At 62.8% G+C, this 13,992-nt stretch carries 19 protein-coding genes and 2 pseudogenes; 14 read left to right on the top strand and 7 right to left on the bottom strand.

Features of this window, described 5'->3' with window-relative positions:
* Position 1: 1 nt before the first annotated feature.
* The 6 genes and pseudogenes from U0C82_RS17470 to U0C82_RS17450 all read right to left on the bottom strand — a co-directional run bounded on the left by U0C82_RS17470 (position 2) and on the right by U0C82_RS17450 (position 2,385).
* A complete protein-coding gene (locus tag U0C82_RS17470) occupies positions 2–226 on the bottom strand; it encodes an integrase core domain-containing protein (RefSeq protein WP_416186713.1) in 225 nt (74 codons plus the stop codon).
* An 82-nt stretch (positions 227–308) separates the two neighbouring features.
* Positions 309–530 (bottom strand): annotated as a pseudogene (locus U0C82_RS17465) (IS110 family transposase); the annotation flags it as partial.
* Between the two features lie 35 nt (positions 531–565).
* A pseudogene (locus tag U0C82_RS18985) lies at positions 566–658 on the bottom strand (hypothetical protein); the annotation flags it as partial.
* A gap of 110 nt (positions 659–768) precedes the next feature.
* Positions 769–1,080 (bottom strand): transposase, encoded by a 312-nt coding sequence (locus U0C82_RS18980; RefSeq protein ID WP_416186712.1) that lies wholly within the window; start codon positions 1,078–1,080, stop codon positions 769–771.
* Positions 1,081–1,352: 272 nt separating this feature from the next.
* Complete coding sequence (locus U0C82_RS17455; RefSeq protein ID WP_322188963.1) at positions 1,353–1,946, bottom strand: hypothetical protein; 594 nt, start codon at positions 1,944–1,946, stop codon at positions 1,353–1,355.
* A gap of 154 nt (positions 1,947–2,100) precedes the next feature.
* Positions 2,101–2,385, bottom strand: a complete 285-nt coding sequence (locus U0C82_RS17450; RefSeq protein WP_322188961.1) for a hypothetical protein — start codon at positions 2,383–2,385, stop codon at positions 2,101–2,103.
* A gap of 197 nt (positions 2,386–2,582) precedes the next feature.
* Between U0C82_RS17450 and U0C82_RS17445 the strand changes: the two genes are divergently transcribed.
* The 7 genes from U0C82_RS17445 (at position 2,583) to U0C82_RS17415 (ending at position 7,971) form a co-directional block, all read left to right on the top strand.
* Complete coding sequence (locus U0C82_RS17445; protein WP_322188959.1) at positions 2,583–2,939, top strand: hypothetical protein; 357 nt, start codon at positions 2,583–2,585, stop codon at positions 2,937–2,939.
* 67 nt (positions 2,940–3,006) lie between these two features.
* Entirely contained in the window at positions 3,007–3,669 is a 663-nt protein-coding gene (locus U0C82_RS17440) for a lytic transglycosylase domain-containing protein (protein WP_322188958.1), read from the top strand.
* Positions 3,666–3,959, top strand: a complete 294-nt coding sequence (locus U0C82_RS17435) for a TrbC/VirB2 family protein (RefSeq protein WP_322188956.1) — start codon at positions 3,666–3,668, stop codon at positions 3,957–3,959. Before U0C82_RS17440 ends, U0C82_RS17435 begins: the two co-directional genes overlap by 4 nt.
* Positions 3,960–3,977: 18 nt before the next feature.
* Positions 3,978–4,256, top strand: coding sequence for a VirB3 family type IV secretion system protein (locus U0C82_RS17430; RefSeq protein WP_322188954.1), 279 nt, complete (start codon positions 3,978–3,980; stop codon positions 4,254–4,256).
* Entirely contained in the window at positions 4,246–6,603 is a 2,358-nt protein-coding gene (locus tag U0C82_RS17425) for a VirB4 family type IV secretion/conjugal transfer ATPase (RefSeq protein WP_322188952.1), read from the top strand. Before U0C82_RS17430 ends, U0C82_RS17425 begins: the two co-directional genes overlap by 11 nt.
* Positions 6,600–6,779 carry a hypothetical protein gene (locus U0C82_RS17420; RefSeq protein WP_322188950.1) on the top strand — a complete coding sequence of 60 codons (180 nt, stop codon included), beginning with the start codon at positions 6,600–6,602 and terminating at the stop codon, positions 6,777–6,779. Before U0C82_RS17425 ends, U0C82_RS17420 begins: the two co-directional genes overlap by 4 nt.
* Complete coding sequence (locus U0C82_RS17415) at positions 6,772–7,971, top strand: lytic transglycosylase domain-containing protein (RefSeq protein ID WP_322188948.1); 1,200 nt, start codon at positions 6,772–6,774, stop codon at positions 7,969–7,971. Before U0C82_RS17420 ends, U0C82_RS17415 begins: the two co-directional genes overlap by 8 nt.
* Here the strand turns inward: U0C82_RS17415 and rhlB are convergent.
* Positions 7,964–8,176 carry an ATP-dependent RNA helicase RhlB gene (rhlB, locus tag U0C82_RS18975; RefSeq protein WP_416186711.1) on the bottom strand — a complete coding sequence of 71 codons (213 nt, stop codon included), beginning with the start codon at positions 8,174–8,176 and terminating at the stop codon, positions 7,964–7,966. The two genes, U0C82_RS17415 and rhlB, sit on opposite strands and share 8 nt — an antisense overlap.
* Here rhlB and U0C82_RS17410 point away from each other — a divergent pair.
* The 7 genes from U0C82_RS17410 (at position 8,157) to U0C82_RS17385 (ending at position 13,955) form a co-directional block, all read left to right on the top strand.
* Complete coding sequence (locus tag U0C82_RS17410; RefSeq protein ID WP_322188946.1) at positions 8,157–8,855, top strand: type IV secretion system protein; 699 nt, start codon at positions 8,157–8,159, stop codon at positions 8,853–8,855. The genes rhlB and U0C82_RS17410 overlap by 20 nt on opposite strands.
* Positions 8,856–8,981: 126 nt before the next feature.
* Positions 8,982–9,659 carry a VirB8 family type IV secretion system protein gene (locus tag U0C82_RS17405; protein ID WP_322188944.1) on the top strand — a complete coding sequence of 226 codons (678 nt, stop codon included), beginning with the start codon at positions 8,982–8,984 and terminating at the stop codon, positions 9,657–9,659.
* A complete protein-coding gene (locus U0C82_RS17400; protein ID WP_322188942.1) occupies positions 9,659–10,384 on the top strand; it encodes a TrbG/VirB9 family P-type conjugative transfer protein in 726 nt (241 codons plus the stop codon). The genes U0C82_RS17405 and U0C82_RS17400 overlap by 1 nt, the downstream gene beginning before the upstream one ends.
* Positions 10,381–11,730: a TraB/TrbI/VirB10 family type IV secretion system protein gene (locus tag U0C82_RS17395; protein ID WP_322188940.1), complete on the top strand. Its 1,350-nt coding sequence runs from the start codon at positions 10,381–10,383 to the stop codon at positions 11,728–11,730. Before U0C82_RS17400 ends, U0C82_RS17395 begins: the two co-directional genes overlap by 4 nt.
* The gene (locus U0C82_RS17390) at positions 11,730–12,725 is read left to right on the top strand and encodes an ATPase, T2SS/T4P/T4SS family (RefSeq protein WP_322188938.1); all 996 of its coding nucleotides are present in this window, start codon (positions 11,730–11,732) and stop codon (positions 12,723–12,725) included. The genes U0C82_RS17395 and U0C82_RS17390 overlap by 1 nt, the downstream gene beginning before the upstream one ends.
* The gene (locus U0C82_RS19060) at positions 12,655–12,894 is read left to right on the top strand and encodes a DUF4177 domain-containing protein (protein WP_472924705.1); all 240 of its coding nucleotides are present in this window, start codon (positions 12,655–12,657) and stop codon (positions 12,892–12,894) included. Before U0C82_RS17390 ends, U0C82_RS19060 begins: the two co-directional genes overlap by 71 nt.
* Positions 12,895–12,938: 44 nt before the next feature.
* Entirely contained in the window at positions 12,939–13,955 is a 1,017-nt protein-coding gene (locus U0C82_RS17385) for a TrbL/VirB6 family protein (RefSeq protein ID WP_322188936.1), read from the top strand.
* The last annotated feature ends 37 nt before the right edge of the window (positions 13,956–13,992 follow it).

The following is a 13,992-nucleotide window of genomic DNA, read 5'->3' as shown; positions in this document are numbered from 1 at the left end:
TTCAGGCCGCGGCGGACAGCGGCTGTTTGAAGTAGATGGCGTCGGGCGCATTGCCGCCGAGGCGGGAATGCGGACGTCGTGCGTTGTAAAAGCTCAGATAACGGCCGATCGAGGCGCGGGCTTCGCCGACACTGTCGTAGGCTCTGAGATAAACCTCCTCGTATTTGATCGTCCGCCACAGTCGCTCGACGAAGACGTTGTCGCGCCAAGCGCCCTTGCCGTCCATGGAGATTTGGATCTCGTGCGCTTTCAGAACCGTGATGAAGTCGGCGCTGGTGAACTGGCTGCCCTGGACGCCCTTCTAAGAGTCAAGCGGCGATCTGGGACTGATTGATCTGCTTCTGGCGCCGCATGATGATGCCGAAGACTTCTCGGGCGATATAGCGCTTGAGGCTGCGAATGGCTTCCAGCTTCGAGTTGCCGGCAGCGATGCGTTTGGCAACGTAGGCCTGGGTGCGCGGGTCCAGTCGCAATCGTCCGATCGCGATAATGTGGATGGCGCTGTTGGCCGCGCGATCACCGCCTCGATGCCCATCCGCTTCATCAGCGTTGCGACATGCCGGCGACCGACGGCGAAGCCTTCCCCTTTCAAGAGCCCTTGCATCATCCGGCTTCCCGCGAACGGGAAGTCCAGATGCAACTCGTCAATCCGTCTCATGAGCGTCAGATCGGCTTCGCTCGCCGGCGTTGGCTCGTAGTAGATCGCGCCGCGGCTGATGCCGAGTTCCCGGGCCTGCGCCGCGAGTGGAAGGGCGTGAGACCGCTCGATCATCGCTTTGCGCTCGACAACCGTCCGCCCTTGACGAGCGCATGCTCTAAAAAATCGTTGGTCAGCGTCAGCTCCCCGATCTTGGCGTGAAGCGTCTTCACGTCGACCGTCGGCGGGGCACTCGACGAGGAGGTCGAACTGAAAACATCGGCGGCCTTCTCGAGCAGTTGGGCGCGCCACTGGCCGATCTGGTTCTGGTGGACGTCGTACTGCTGGGAAAGTTCGGCCAGCGTCTTCTCGCCTCGTACGGCGGCAAGCGCCACCTTCGCTTTAAACGCCGGGCTGTGATTGCGGCGGGGTCTCTTCGTCATCGTCTCTCCTCATCGCGGCCATCCTGGCCGCCTTCAAGCAGACAATCCACTTATCCCGCTGTTCAAAAATCCGAGGCCACCTCTGAACGCTCCTTCGTTTCGTCGAACCAAGGTAGCCGGCCAGGCGAACCTGAACGGCCTTCACCGATCGACATCCCAGAGTACGCGCCCCGATCGATATCTCTTAAAGTAGCATTTCTATATCTTTATGAAAACCGCAGCAGGGTTAGACAGGCCGCCTTCGTAGATCACCTCGTTTCTGCTTTTCACATTCAATAATCGATCGCCTCGAAATCACGCCGACCTTCGATGTCCCGCCACTCGATGACGACGGCGCGCTCGTAGACGCTCGGGCAGTCCTCGTCGCCGAAGAGGCGAGCGGCGGGATAGGAGGTAGGCAGGCTGGATGCGCCGGTCGGAACCCAGCGGTAGTCGCCTTCGGCATCGTAGAACGCGGTTCGGATGGAAGAGAAGCGCCGGCAAATCGGCTCGCCGTTCGGGTCCAGCATGTCGGTTTCGTACTGGACAAGCCTCTGGATGTCGCTGACGCGGATCGACCGGATGGCGTCGAAGGCGGGTGCTCCGAAATTCACTCGACCTCCGCCACCACCTGACGAAGGCAGGCCCGACAGTCCTGTACCCACTGGACAGCGCCAGATCTGAAGCGGCGGCTCGATCGGCGTCGGCGTGATCCTGCGGATGACCTCGGCTTTTGCGGCGCTGCATTCGGCCGAGGCCGGCCATCCACCGGAGAGGCAGAGCAGGATCGCGCAGTCGATCGGATAGGCTTTGCTTTCGGTCGCCGTCGCGCCAAGCGTCATTGCAGCTGCAAGTGAGATGGCGGAGGCCGTCTTGATCGCGGACATCATGGTCTCTCCCAAACGGTGTGAAAGCAATTACAATATACAGTTTTTGTTGCTGCTCAATCCGCTCTGCCGCGATGAATCAGTCGCGGCATCGAGTGATGCTATGCTGTGACGCCTGGTCGATCTCATCTGTTCGCCTTCAAGACACGTCTCTTCATTCGACGAGATCGAGGAACCGCCGATAGTCTCTCGTGACGCCTTTTGACTCCTCGAAACCGCGGCGGCGTTCTTCGTCGAGACAAGCGATATAGACCGCAATCTCGGTCAAATACCTCTCGAAGTCGTCTCGCAGCAGGTCTTCATATCGCTCGATGACCTGCGGTTCCGCGGGCACGAACGGCTTTTCAGGCGGAACGCACACAGTCGCCATCGCAGCGCTCAAGCCGTAAGCGGCGAAGACAATCGTAAAAGTAAGAGCGTTGCACGCGCGCAACGGCATGGATCGCGATCCCTTCAAATTCAGGCGCTCGGACGGTTCACGTAACGCGGGGTGACGGGCTAGGTTGGCGCTGTCGGCGGCAGGGCAGGCTCGGACCAGCCCTTGCCGACATGATATGTATTTTGTAGCGGGGCTGCGTCTTGTCTAGGCGCGTCCCGTTCGGCCCAACGAACCGAAGAGGAGAGCGCCAGGTCGTGATGTTCGAGCGAGCCCCCAATGTCGTCGTCGAAGATGCCTTCCGATCTCTCATCAGGCGCGGATATCGTGCCGAGGTCGTCTGCGAAGAAAGCGCCGTCCGCAAGAACCACACCTGGTGCGGCGTCTGGTTCGTGCGCGTCATCTCCGACGAGACCGGCGAAGAGTTCATCCTCGTCACCGAGCGGGGGAAGAACGCGATCGGCCCGAAGCTTCAGCCGCGCTTGTTCAAAACGATGCTCGGGCTCTGCAGCCTCCTCTACGATGCAGGCCACCGCTTTTGCGATATTCCGTTCAACGCCGGGACGCGGGCGCTTCAGCGCAAAGTTCCGCCCGCTTCCGACGACAGCGCGGACTGACGCTTTTGTTGGCGCAGTTCTTCTCGCCAGCTTTCTCCTATTTCCGAACGCCGCTTCTGCCGAAGGCATGGTGTTTTCCATGCGCGGGGACGGTGCACTTCGCGCGCAGACCCATCAGGCCGCGTTCTCGAAGACCTACGGCGACGCCAGTCGTGAGGACCGGTCGGGTCTCTTCATCTTCGGTGAGAGTGATGAAGACGACGGTGCCGATGGCGGGGCCAACGAAGCCTCAGTGAACCCGTCTTCAGGCGATCGAGCTTCCATGTCTCCGCGTTCCGCGATTGCTGCCGCACCGACGCCGCCTGCCGCCATTCTCGCGGCGATCGACGACACCGCGATCCGCTACGGCTCGCATCCGGCACTGCGCAGCGCTGGCCTGACGGTCTCCGACTGGCGAAGGGTCTTCCGCGCCAACATCGAGATCGAGAGCGCTTACGATCCAACGGCCACCAGTTCCGTCGGAGCGCTCGGTCTTGGCCAACTGATGCCAGAAACTGCCGCCGATCTCGGTGTCGATCCCGCTGATGTCGTCCAGAACCTCGATGGCTCGGCTCGTTACCTGCTCGCCATGCTGAACCGCTTCGGCGACGAGGAGCTGGCGGTCGCTGCGTACAACGCCGGGCCCGAGGCGGTCGCGCGCCATGGCGGCATTCCTCCCTTCGAAGAAACCCGAAACCACGTCGTCCGCGTCATGGCGGTCGCCGAACGTTTAGCTGGAGAAACACGATGACATCTCGCCTCAACACGCTTTTGCCCGTCTTGATATTCGCTCTCATGGCAAGTGAGCCGGCGCTCGCCCAGGCGCTCGATCTCTCGCCGGTCCAGGCACTGCTGCAGGGCCTGATCGACATCATCACCGGACCGCTCGGGATCGCCATAGGCACGCTGGCGCTGATCGGTGTCTTTCTCTCCTGGCTCTTCGGCATCGTCGATTTCCGCCAGGCGATGTGGACGATCGTCGGAATCGCGGGCGTTGCCGCGGCGCCGACCATTGTCGGCTCGATCTGGTCGACGACGTAAGCGGCGGCATTCGGCATCATGGCAGAACAATCGCCCGTCTATCTCGGCCTCGTGCGGCCCGCCAAACTCCTCGGCCTTCCGATGATGTACGCCATGGTCTGGCTGTTCGCGTCCGTCCTCCTGTTCCTCTGGATCCAGAGCTGGATCGTGCTCGTCCTCTCCGCTCTCGCCTATCCGGCAATCTGGAAAGCGGCGGACTGGGACCCGCATTTCCTCGACGTGGTCGCCGTCAGCCTGCAGGAGACGCGGCCGACGCCGAACCGCGCGCACCATGGAGGCGACAGCTATGCTCCATGACGCTTCGCTGCCGCACGGGCTTCTGCCGAGCTGGGCCGCGAAGGAGACGGAACTCGCCTTACTCCTTCCTTACGTTTCTCTGGTCGACGATGTCACGATCCGAACGCGGGGCAACGAGCTCTTCCAGTCGATCCGGCTGTCGGGCATCGACAGCCATACGACGGACGACGCCGTCCTCGACAAGACACGAGACCTGTTTGCAAAGATCGTGGCGCAGAGTGGTTCGGACTTCGCGTTCTATCTCCATAAGGTCTCGAAGCGGGTCGATCACGGCCTCCCGCCGATTGATTGCGAGAGTTTCGCATCCGCAGTCGACGATCTGTGGCGCGCGCATCTCGACGGATCACGCCTCCGCGAGAAGACGCTGACGCTCACCGTCATCAAACGCCCGACACTTGGCTCTAGGCTGCCCTTCCGGCGATCGAAGTCGGTGAACCGGCTGCGTGGCGAGACGCAGAAATCGCTGCGCCGGCTGAACGAGGTCGTCGACTTCATCCTCTCGACTTTCGCTGCAATGGAGCCTCGGCGCTTGTCCGCGTCTAGCGGCGAACTGCTCGGCTTTCTCGGCGCGCTCAACACCGGGCGCGAGACGCCGCTCTATCGCGGATCGTCCTATGGGTATGTCGCCCAAGACGTCGCGACCACGCGCGTCACGTTCCGCGGGCCGACTTTCGCACTTTCCGAAGGCGTTGTCGGCAACCGCGTCGGCGCCTCCTACGCCATCAAGAGCTATCCGCAGGCCTCGACCGCGACGATGTTCGACGAGCTCGATCTGCCCATCGACATGGTCGTCACCCATTCCTTCACCGGCATCAATTCGAACCTCATGGCCGGACGGATCACGCGCGAGATGCGCATGCGGCGGGCGGCCGATGACGGCGCGATATCGCTACTCGAAGAAATGCCCGCCGCCCTCGACGACCTTGAAACCGGACGTCTCAGCTTCGGCGAGCATCACATGACGGCGACGGTCTTCGCCAAGAGTGAGGCCGAGCTCGAGGCGATCGGCGCGGAAATCCGCAACATCGGATCGACGCAAGGGCTGACGCTGATTAACGAGAGCCTTGCGGCCAAGACCCACTTCTTCGCCCAGCATCCGGGCAACGCCGCCAAGCGCAGCCGGAAGGCCGCTATTACCAACCGAAACTTCGCCGATTTCGCGGCCTTCCACCGGACGCAGATGGGGAAACCCGGCGCGGATACGCCGTGGGGCGCGCCGGTGACGTTGCTTCCGACGGTCGGCCGCGGCGGCTTCCGGTTCAACTTCCACGAACGGGGCACGCCCGACGCCGAGCCAACCGGCGGCCATACGCTGATCCTCGGACGTCCTGGGTCCGGCAAGTCTGTGCTTGCAGCGTTCCTGATGACCCAAGCGAAGCGCTTGGGCGCCCGGCTCTTCGTCTTCGATTATCGCCGCGGCATGGAAATGGCTGTCCGGGCGAATGGCGGCCGATACGCCGCGATCAACGCGTCCGAGCCGACTGGTCTCAATCCGCTCAGAACCGAAGTCGACGCCCGTGGTCAGGCCTGGCTCGCCGACTGGCTGGCCGCTCTCGTCCACCGGTCCGACACCCCGCTCTCGCCGGTCCAGATCAATCGCATTCAGGAGGTCGTCCGGCAGAACGCCGAGGCGGACGAGAGTTTGCGGAACTGGGACGATCTCGCTTCGCTCTTCGTCTCGGCCGACGACGAAGGCGATATCCACGAGCGCCTGCGCGAATGGACGCGCGATGGCCGCTACGGCTGGATCTTCGGCCAGAGCTTTGAGGACACCTTCTCGCTCGGAGGCGATACTGTCGGCTTCGATCTCACCGACATTCTCGACAGCGAGAGCGAGAAGGAGCGGATGGCGGTCCTTTCCTATCTCTTCCGGCGCGTCGAGCGCGTCATCGAAGACCGGCGGCGGACGATCATCGTCATCGACGAGGCGTGGAAGGCGCTCGACAATGGCTACTTCGCCGAACGCCTGAGCAACTGGCTGGTGACGGCGCGCAAACAGAACGCCGTCGTCGTCATGATGACCCAGTATGCCAGCCAGCTCGAACGCACGCGCACGGGCAAGACGATCGTCGAGGCCGTCCCGACGCAGATCCTCCTGCCGAACATCCGCGCGAAAGCCGACGATTACGCCATGCTCGGGCTTCCGGAGAAGGAGCTTGACGTTCTTCTTAATTCGGGAAGCCATTCGCGGCTCGCTCTCGTCCGAGACGACCAAGGCTCCGTCGTCGTCGATGCGGACCTCAGTGCCCTCGGTCCCCTCCTCACCATTCTCGGCGGCATGGAAAAGGGCGAGGAGCTCGCCGGCGCCGACTATCGCAGTCGTCCCGACTTCTGGAGGCTTCCGTGACAATCACCCTGATGAAGCTCGCTAAATTCACATTGCTCTCCGTGGTCGCGATGGGTCTTGCCGGTTGCGGTTCGACCCCACCGAAGGCGAACTGCTTCAGCTACGCCTCCGAGGACGAGGGTCCCTGCCAGTTCGAACCGCTCGGCCCCACGCGTTGGGATCAGTTCGATGGCTGAGCGCTTTCTCTCATCCTCGAGAGCGCTCGCTCTTAAAGTCGGCTTCGCGGCGGTGCTGACCGTTCACGCCCTACCGGCCTTCGCTCAGGGCGTTCCGGTGTTCGATCCGGGCGTCTTCGCCAAGCGAGAGGCGGCGCTCGAACAGGGCGAGGCCGATCTCGCTCGCCAACGCGCGCAACTGTCGAAGGCGGATCGGCTCAACGCCCTGGAAGCCGAGCAGCTTGACGCTCTCAACTTCGTTCATTCGACGACGGTCACTGGCGGCAGCGACATCGCCGCGATGATCGACGATCTCGAAGCGGGTGGGGAGGCCGGAGACTACGATGGCGGTGGCCGTGGCGCCGACGCGGACGAACTCTACGGCGCGAACGACCCGAACCCCGGCGCAGCGCGCCTATTCGGTGACGCGAACGGCAATGTCGAAGAGCTGATCATCAAGGCAGCGAAGGAAACCCATGGTCTCGCCGGTGTCGGTAAGGCGGGCCTGTCGCTTGTCCAATGGCGATGCCTGATGCAGGCGCTGATCTGGCAGGAAAGCCGCTTCTCGATCGGCGCGAAATCGCCGGTCGGGGCCTTCGGTCTCACTCAGATCATGCCGGCGACGGCGAGCGATCTCGGCATCAACCCGCAGTACTATGACAGCCCTTATCTGCAGGTGACCGGCGGCGCCCGGTATCTGGCGCAGATGCTGGCGATGTTCGACGGCAACATCGTCCACGGCCTCGCCGCCTACAATGCCGGTCCGGGTAATGTTCAGGCCTATGGCGGCGTCCCGCCGTTTGCGGAGACCCGGCACTACGTCGAGGTCATCCCGCGCCGTTACAACCAGTATCTCGCGAAGGTCGGCGGCATCGACGCCCTCGGTACCATCGAGCCATCGCTGCTCGCCAATTCGAACCTCAGCTTATCGGCCGACGGCGCGCGCTTCTACGGCGCGGAGAGCCGGACGACGATCGAGGGCGCGGTCGAACGCATTCGATCGATCATCACCCAGGTCGGCGAAACCGAAACGCTCAAAGAGTCCTACGATCTCAACACCTATGCCCGGACCGAACTCGCCCGCCTGGTCGCGCTTCGGACCCGTCTCAAGGCCGCGCGGACCAAGCCGCTGTCGGCAGATGAGATCGCGATGGCGAGCCGGATGGCCCGCGAGCGCGCCTTCATGAGTTTCGAGCTTCAGGAGATCAATTGATGCAGGTCTTTGCCAAGAACGGAACGCTCGCGTCGACAGCCCGCGGTGATCGCTCGGTTCTGCGCTTCCGGGGTGAGCGGCGATCGTCCTCGGCGCATTCGATATTCACCGCAGCCGCGTTCGCCGGCGCGGTGCTCGTCTTGCCAATCGCGTCCGTCTCTCCGACTGCCGCGCAAGGTGTTCCGGTGGTCGACACCCAGAACATCGCCCAAGAGATCCGCCAGTTCCAGCAAATGCTGGAAGACTTCGGCATCCAGACCGATCAGCTCGACCGGCTCGTCGAACAGATCGACCTCCTTCAGGATCAGATCGATCAGCTCGAGGAAACCTATGCCGCGCTCAGCGGCGCGAGCGATATCGTCCAGATGGCGATGGACCGCGATCTGAACGGCCTGCTCGATGCCGAGTTCGGCGACATGGTCGAGCTCGCGGGCGATATCGCGAAGGGCGACTATTCCGGTCTCATCGGAAGCGCGGCCCCACGGCTGAAGACCCAGATGGAGACCGTCCTCAACGATGCCGGCTTCGACGAGGACACGATCCGCGAGATGGCGACAAGTGGCGAAGTCACCGCCCGCAATACGGCGACCCGCGCAACGACTGGCGCAGTCATGTCGGCGGCGGCCGAGAACAGCCACGCCGATGCCGGAAAATCCCTCGAACGCGTCGACGAACTCGTCTCGATGATCGCGGATCAGGAGACCCTGAAACAGAGCGTCGACCACAACACGCGCGTGACGGCAGAACTCGCAATCGCGCTCACCCGCATGTGGGAGCTCGAAGCGATCCAGACGGTCGGCGCCGGCCAGAGTGGCGTCGTCGACGCTGCGACCATCGCCGAAGAACAGCGCTTTATGGATTTTACCTTGCCGGACCTCGACTGACAGAACTTAGGAAATCAGGCGAGCGCAGGCTGCCGAGCGTGCAGCGGCGACGAAGGCGATTGCGACCGCAAGCGGGCCCTTTCTTACGCACGCGAGAACAGCCGCAAAGACGACGGAACAGATGGAATGAACGAAACTCTCGAAGAAGAGCTGGTCTATGGCGCGCGGCGGCGTGAGCGGCTTTGGCAGACCCTCGCCTTCACCGGCCTTGCCTTCGGCGTCGTCGGTTGCCTTGCTGCGGCGAGCATCGCCGTACTCGACGTCGATCCGCCACCTGTCGTCGTGCCCTTCGATTCCGAGACCGGCGTCGCGCTTCCGAATGCATCCGTCGAGGCGGTGTCGATCTTGGAGCGGCCCGCCGTCATCCAGGCGCAGGTCTTCCGCTATGTGACGGCGCGCGAGACCTACAACCAGCTCGACAACGATCTGCGCATCCGGCGCGTCCTGTCGATGTCGGACGGCAACGCCGACGCCTCGCTTCGCGCGCTCTGGACCAGCGGTCACGAGGACTATCCGCCGACCAGTTACGGAACGGATGCGCGCCTCGAGGTTGAGATCGGCTCGATCCAGCTTCTGACGAACAACCGCGCACAGGTGCGTTTCCGCAAGCACCTTTCGTCCCAGAGGGGCAGCCGGACCGGCCAGTTCACCGCAAACCTTCTTTTCGAGTTTCGGCCCGAGACGAGCCGGACCATCGACGATGTCTGGCAGAACCCGTTTGGGTTCACCGTCGTCGAATACGGCGTGACCTCCGATCGAATGGAGCCGGACGCGGCAGAAGCGAAGAATGGAGGAGACGCGTGATGTCGCCATCCTTGTCCTTCCGGCTCGTTGGGCCGCTCGTCCTGACGGCTGTGACGGTCGCCGCAGCACCGCCCGCTTTTGCAGAATCCCGTCCGGCCAGCGGCCGCTATGACGAGCGGGTGCGTGAGGCGACCTATCGCGACGGTGAGGTCTACCGCATTAACGTGGCGATGACCCACGTCACCAGCGTCGAGTTCGGCGAGGGCGAGACCATCCGTTCGATCATCGCCGGCGATACCGAAGGCTTCCAGCTCGACGGCGTTCCAGGCGGGCGCGCCTTCGCTATCAAGCCGGCAGCCCGAGGCGTTTCCACCAACATCACCGTCTACACCAACCGGCGCAGCTACTACTTCAATGTGCGGGAAGCAGCGCATCCGCATTACGTCGTCCGGTTCTCCTATCCGAACACGAACGCCAAACCGCAGAACGCCGTCGCCCGGCGTGCGCCGAACTATAACTACGGCGCCAGCGGCTCGTCCGAGATCACGCCGAACGCGGTCTGGGACGACGGGACCTTCACCTACTTCCAGTTTGCGAAAAACGCGCCCATCCCTGCGATCTTTCGCGTCTCGGCCAATGGCGAGCGCTCCGTCAACGCGCTGGCGACCGAGCAGGACGTCGTCCGCGTCTCCGGCGTGAGCGGACGCTGGGTCCTGCGTCTCGGCGATCAGGTCATCTGTATCCAGGCTCTGCCTCAGGCTTTGGTGGCAGGAGCGGTCGGATGAGTGAGAACGACGATCAGACCAACGCCGCCGAGAGCCTGGACGAACGCCTGAAGGCGCTCAAAGCAGGCAGGAGAGAAACAGGCCGAACAGGACAGGCGCGGATGTCGCCGATCGCCGCGATCGGCGTGACAGCCAGTCTCGTCATCGTCGGCGGTCTCGCAGTCTTTTCGACGCTGGATGAAGCCGAAGAGCCGATGGCGACCAGCGCGCCCGCGGAGTTCCAGCCTGCCGGCAAGGGCTTCGGGTCGCTCGATATTCCTGAGCCTGTCCTCCAGCCAGCGCCGGAGCCTGAGATCGTCGAGACCAAAATACCGACCGTCGATCCTGCGCTGATGACCGAGATCGCCGGCCTTAAGTCCGAGCTCGATCGCCTGAGGAATGCGCCGCAGCCTACACCGGACACCAGCGAGCAGGATGCGGCGATCGCCGATCTCGTCGCCCAGCTCGACAATCTGCGGGCTGAAAGCGCCGAGGCGCAGGAAGAACTGCAGCGCCGGCTCGACGAGCGCGACCGCCAGCTGCGCCGCTTGTCCTCCGAACTCGAAATGGCCCAGCTCCAGTCCGGACCGACGCAGACAGGTCCGTCAGAAGAAGACCTGCGTCTCGCCGAGCTCGAACGACGCCGGCAAGAAGCGGCCGCCTTCCAGAATGCGCGTGATGCTAGCGACATGATCGCCTTCGGCGGCGTCTCAGTGGGATCAGCAAACGGCGGCGACGAACAAGGTCTTTCGCGCGATGCCGCCTTCGTGCGCAAGGGCGCGGCGACCGCCAAGGTCACCCAGGCCGAAGTGATCGCCAATCCATCGCACACCGTCCCACAGGGAACACTGATCCAGGCCTCCCTCGAAACCGCGCTCGACAGCTCGCTTCCCGGCGATATCCGCGCGATCGTCTCGGAGAACGTTCATGCCTTCGACGGCTCGCGCGTTCTGATCCCGCGCGGTTCGCGCCTCGTCGGGCGCTATCAATCTGATATCGATCTGGCGCAGGAGCGCGTCACCATCGCCTGGGACCGGATCATCCTGCCCTCGAACCAGAGCGTTCAGATCAGCGCCTATGGCGGCGATCAGCTTGGACGCGCCGGCGTCACCGGGGACGTCGACAAGCACTTCCTCGAGCGCTTCGGATCGGCGGCGCTCCTGTCGATCGTCAGCGCCGGTCCGTCGCTTGCGACAGCAAGCCTGACGAACCCGGATGTCGCGGACACTGTCGAAGACGTCGGAGGAGATTTCGGCGGCTCGACGCGTAACGCCATCGACGAGAGCCTCTCGATCGAACCGACGATCCGGGTCCCGCAAGGTGCAGCGATCACCGTCATGGTCGACCGCGACCTGGAAATCTTTTGATGCCGGCTTCGGGCTATCTCGAAAGCTCGATCGACCGGATCGAAGCGGCGCGCCAGGACGACGTCATCGAACTCGCGATCAATCCGGACGGTCGTGTCTGGGGCGAGTTCCAGGGTGACCATTTCATGCGTCCGCTCGAGACACGCCTGACCGAAACCCAGGCGAAAGACCTCGGCAATCAGATCGCCTCGGCCGCTCAGGTCACCATGAGCAAGGCAAAACCGATCGTCTCCGTCAGCATCGCCTATCGCGGCCGCCCCGTCCGCGCGCAGGTCATGGTTCCGCCAGTCGTCATCGAAGGCGCATCGATCGCGCTTCGTTTCTTTCCGAAACTCGCCCTCGACGCAGTCGAGCTGACGTTTCTCTATGGCGAAGAGCGAAGCCTCGAAGAACGCCGGCGTGCCCGGACCCGTCAGCTACGTGCCCTTGTCGAAAGCGGCGACATCAAGCAGTGCCTGCGCTTCTGTGTCGAACACAAGCTCAACATGATCGTCGCCGGCGGCACCTCGACCGGCAAGACGGTCGCGGCGCGCAAGATTCTATCCTTGGTGCCCGAAGACGAGCGGATCGTCACCATCGAGGAAGCCGCCGAACTCCTGCCCGCTCAACCGAACGCCGTTGCGCTGATCTCAAACCGAGAGGTTCCGGCACTGTCCGCCGATGCCCTCCTGACGGCGACCCTGCGGATGCGCCCCGATCGGATCGTTCTCGGCGAAGTGCGCGGCTGCGAGGCGCTGACCTTCCTCGAAGCGATCAACACCGGCCATGGCGGCTCGATGACGACGCTCCACGCCGAAACGCCGCAGCTCGCAATCCAGCGCCTCGCCATCGCCGCCCTCAAGGCCGAGCTGCCGATGACCTATGCCGACATCCATCGCTACATCGAAAACTCGATCGACGTGGTCATCCAGACAGGACGCTCCGATGGCGCGCGCGGCATCACCGAATTCTATCTGCCAGCTGCAAACGCGAACGATGAGGCCCATCATGCCTAAATTTGAGTATCGGGTCGAAACGATGAAGGCTGAGAAGTCAGAGAAGCGCGTTACGGAAACGCTGAACGCGCTCGGGGCCGATGGATGGGAACTGGTCTCCGTCGAAGAGCCCTATTCAACGCATTTGCTCATGCTCTTCTTCAAAAGACCGTGTGCTGTGGCTCGCTAGAACGACCATCCGTGAAGAAACTCAAGAGATAAGAGTAGTTTACGATGTCGGTCGTCACTTATTTCGTCGAAACGACAGACGGCTATCTCGCTGACGCCGCTGAGACCCAGTTCGGCGCGCTCGCAGCGACGGTTGGAACACTCGGCTCGTTGGCCTGCACGATCGTCCTGATTTTCGTTGCCATCAACCTCGTCTTCCAGTGGCGCTCGCTCGATGGAAGGCAGACATTCTGGCTCTGCGTGAAGATGGTGCTGATCGCGATCTTCGCGCAGAGCTGGACGCAGTTCGATGCGTTCTCCTCAGCGCTCTTGAACGGCGTAGATTCCGTCGCCGGCTCGCTTATCGCCTCGGTCGGCGGCGGCGAACCAGGCCCATCTGGCACCTTCGCCGAAGAGTTCGACGAGCTCCTCGAAACACTGACCGAAGCCCTCGATGCGACCAGCCAGGAAGCCAACTGGTTCGCCGGCGCGATGCTCGATATTGTCGGCGTGCTTCTCGTCAGCCTCCTCGGCGGCATCGCCGCCTTCATCCTCATCTTCTCCCGGCTCGTCGTGACGCTCATGATCTCGCTCGCGCCGATCATGATTTTCCTGACACTCTTCGAAGTGACGAAGGACTACTTCCTGCGCTGGTTGTCCGGAACGATCTCCTTCGCGCTCTACCCGGTGATCGTCGCTGGCATGTTTGCGACGATTATCGGTGTCGGCAATTCCCTCATCGCTTCCCTTGGCAATCCGGAAGACGCCTCGACGATTGGTCAGGTACTCCCACTCTTCATGCTGATCCTGATGGCAAAAGGCTTCATCCTGTCGACGCCCTTCATTGTCCGAAGCATCTCCGGCAACGTCGTCATGCCGGCCATGGTCCCGATGGGGGATGGAGCCATGCGTTTCGGTGCAGGTCTGGTCAACACAAAGGGCTCTTCAAATAGGGAAAAGCTTGGAGCTCGGACCGTGCCCGAGCTTGCCGGCGCCTACACTAGGGGCGCCGTCGTAGGAGCCGGCACGCAGGTTCAGCGGATGGTGGAACGATCGCGCCGAATTGCGTCGGCCGGAAAGTAGCGAAGCTCCTTTAACGATGGGCGCGATGTAGACCGGC

The sequence above is a fragment of the Fulvimarina uroteuthidis genome (assembly GCF_034321785.1).
Lineage (GTDB): Bacteria > Pseudomonadota > Alphaproteobacteria > Rhizobiales > Rhizobiaceae > Fulvimarina > Fulvimarina uroteuthidis.
Note: the sequence above shows the minus strand (reverse complement) of the source record. Positions and strands in the feature narration are given on the sequence as shown.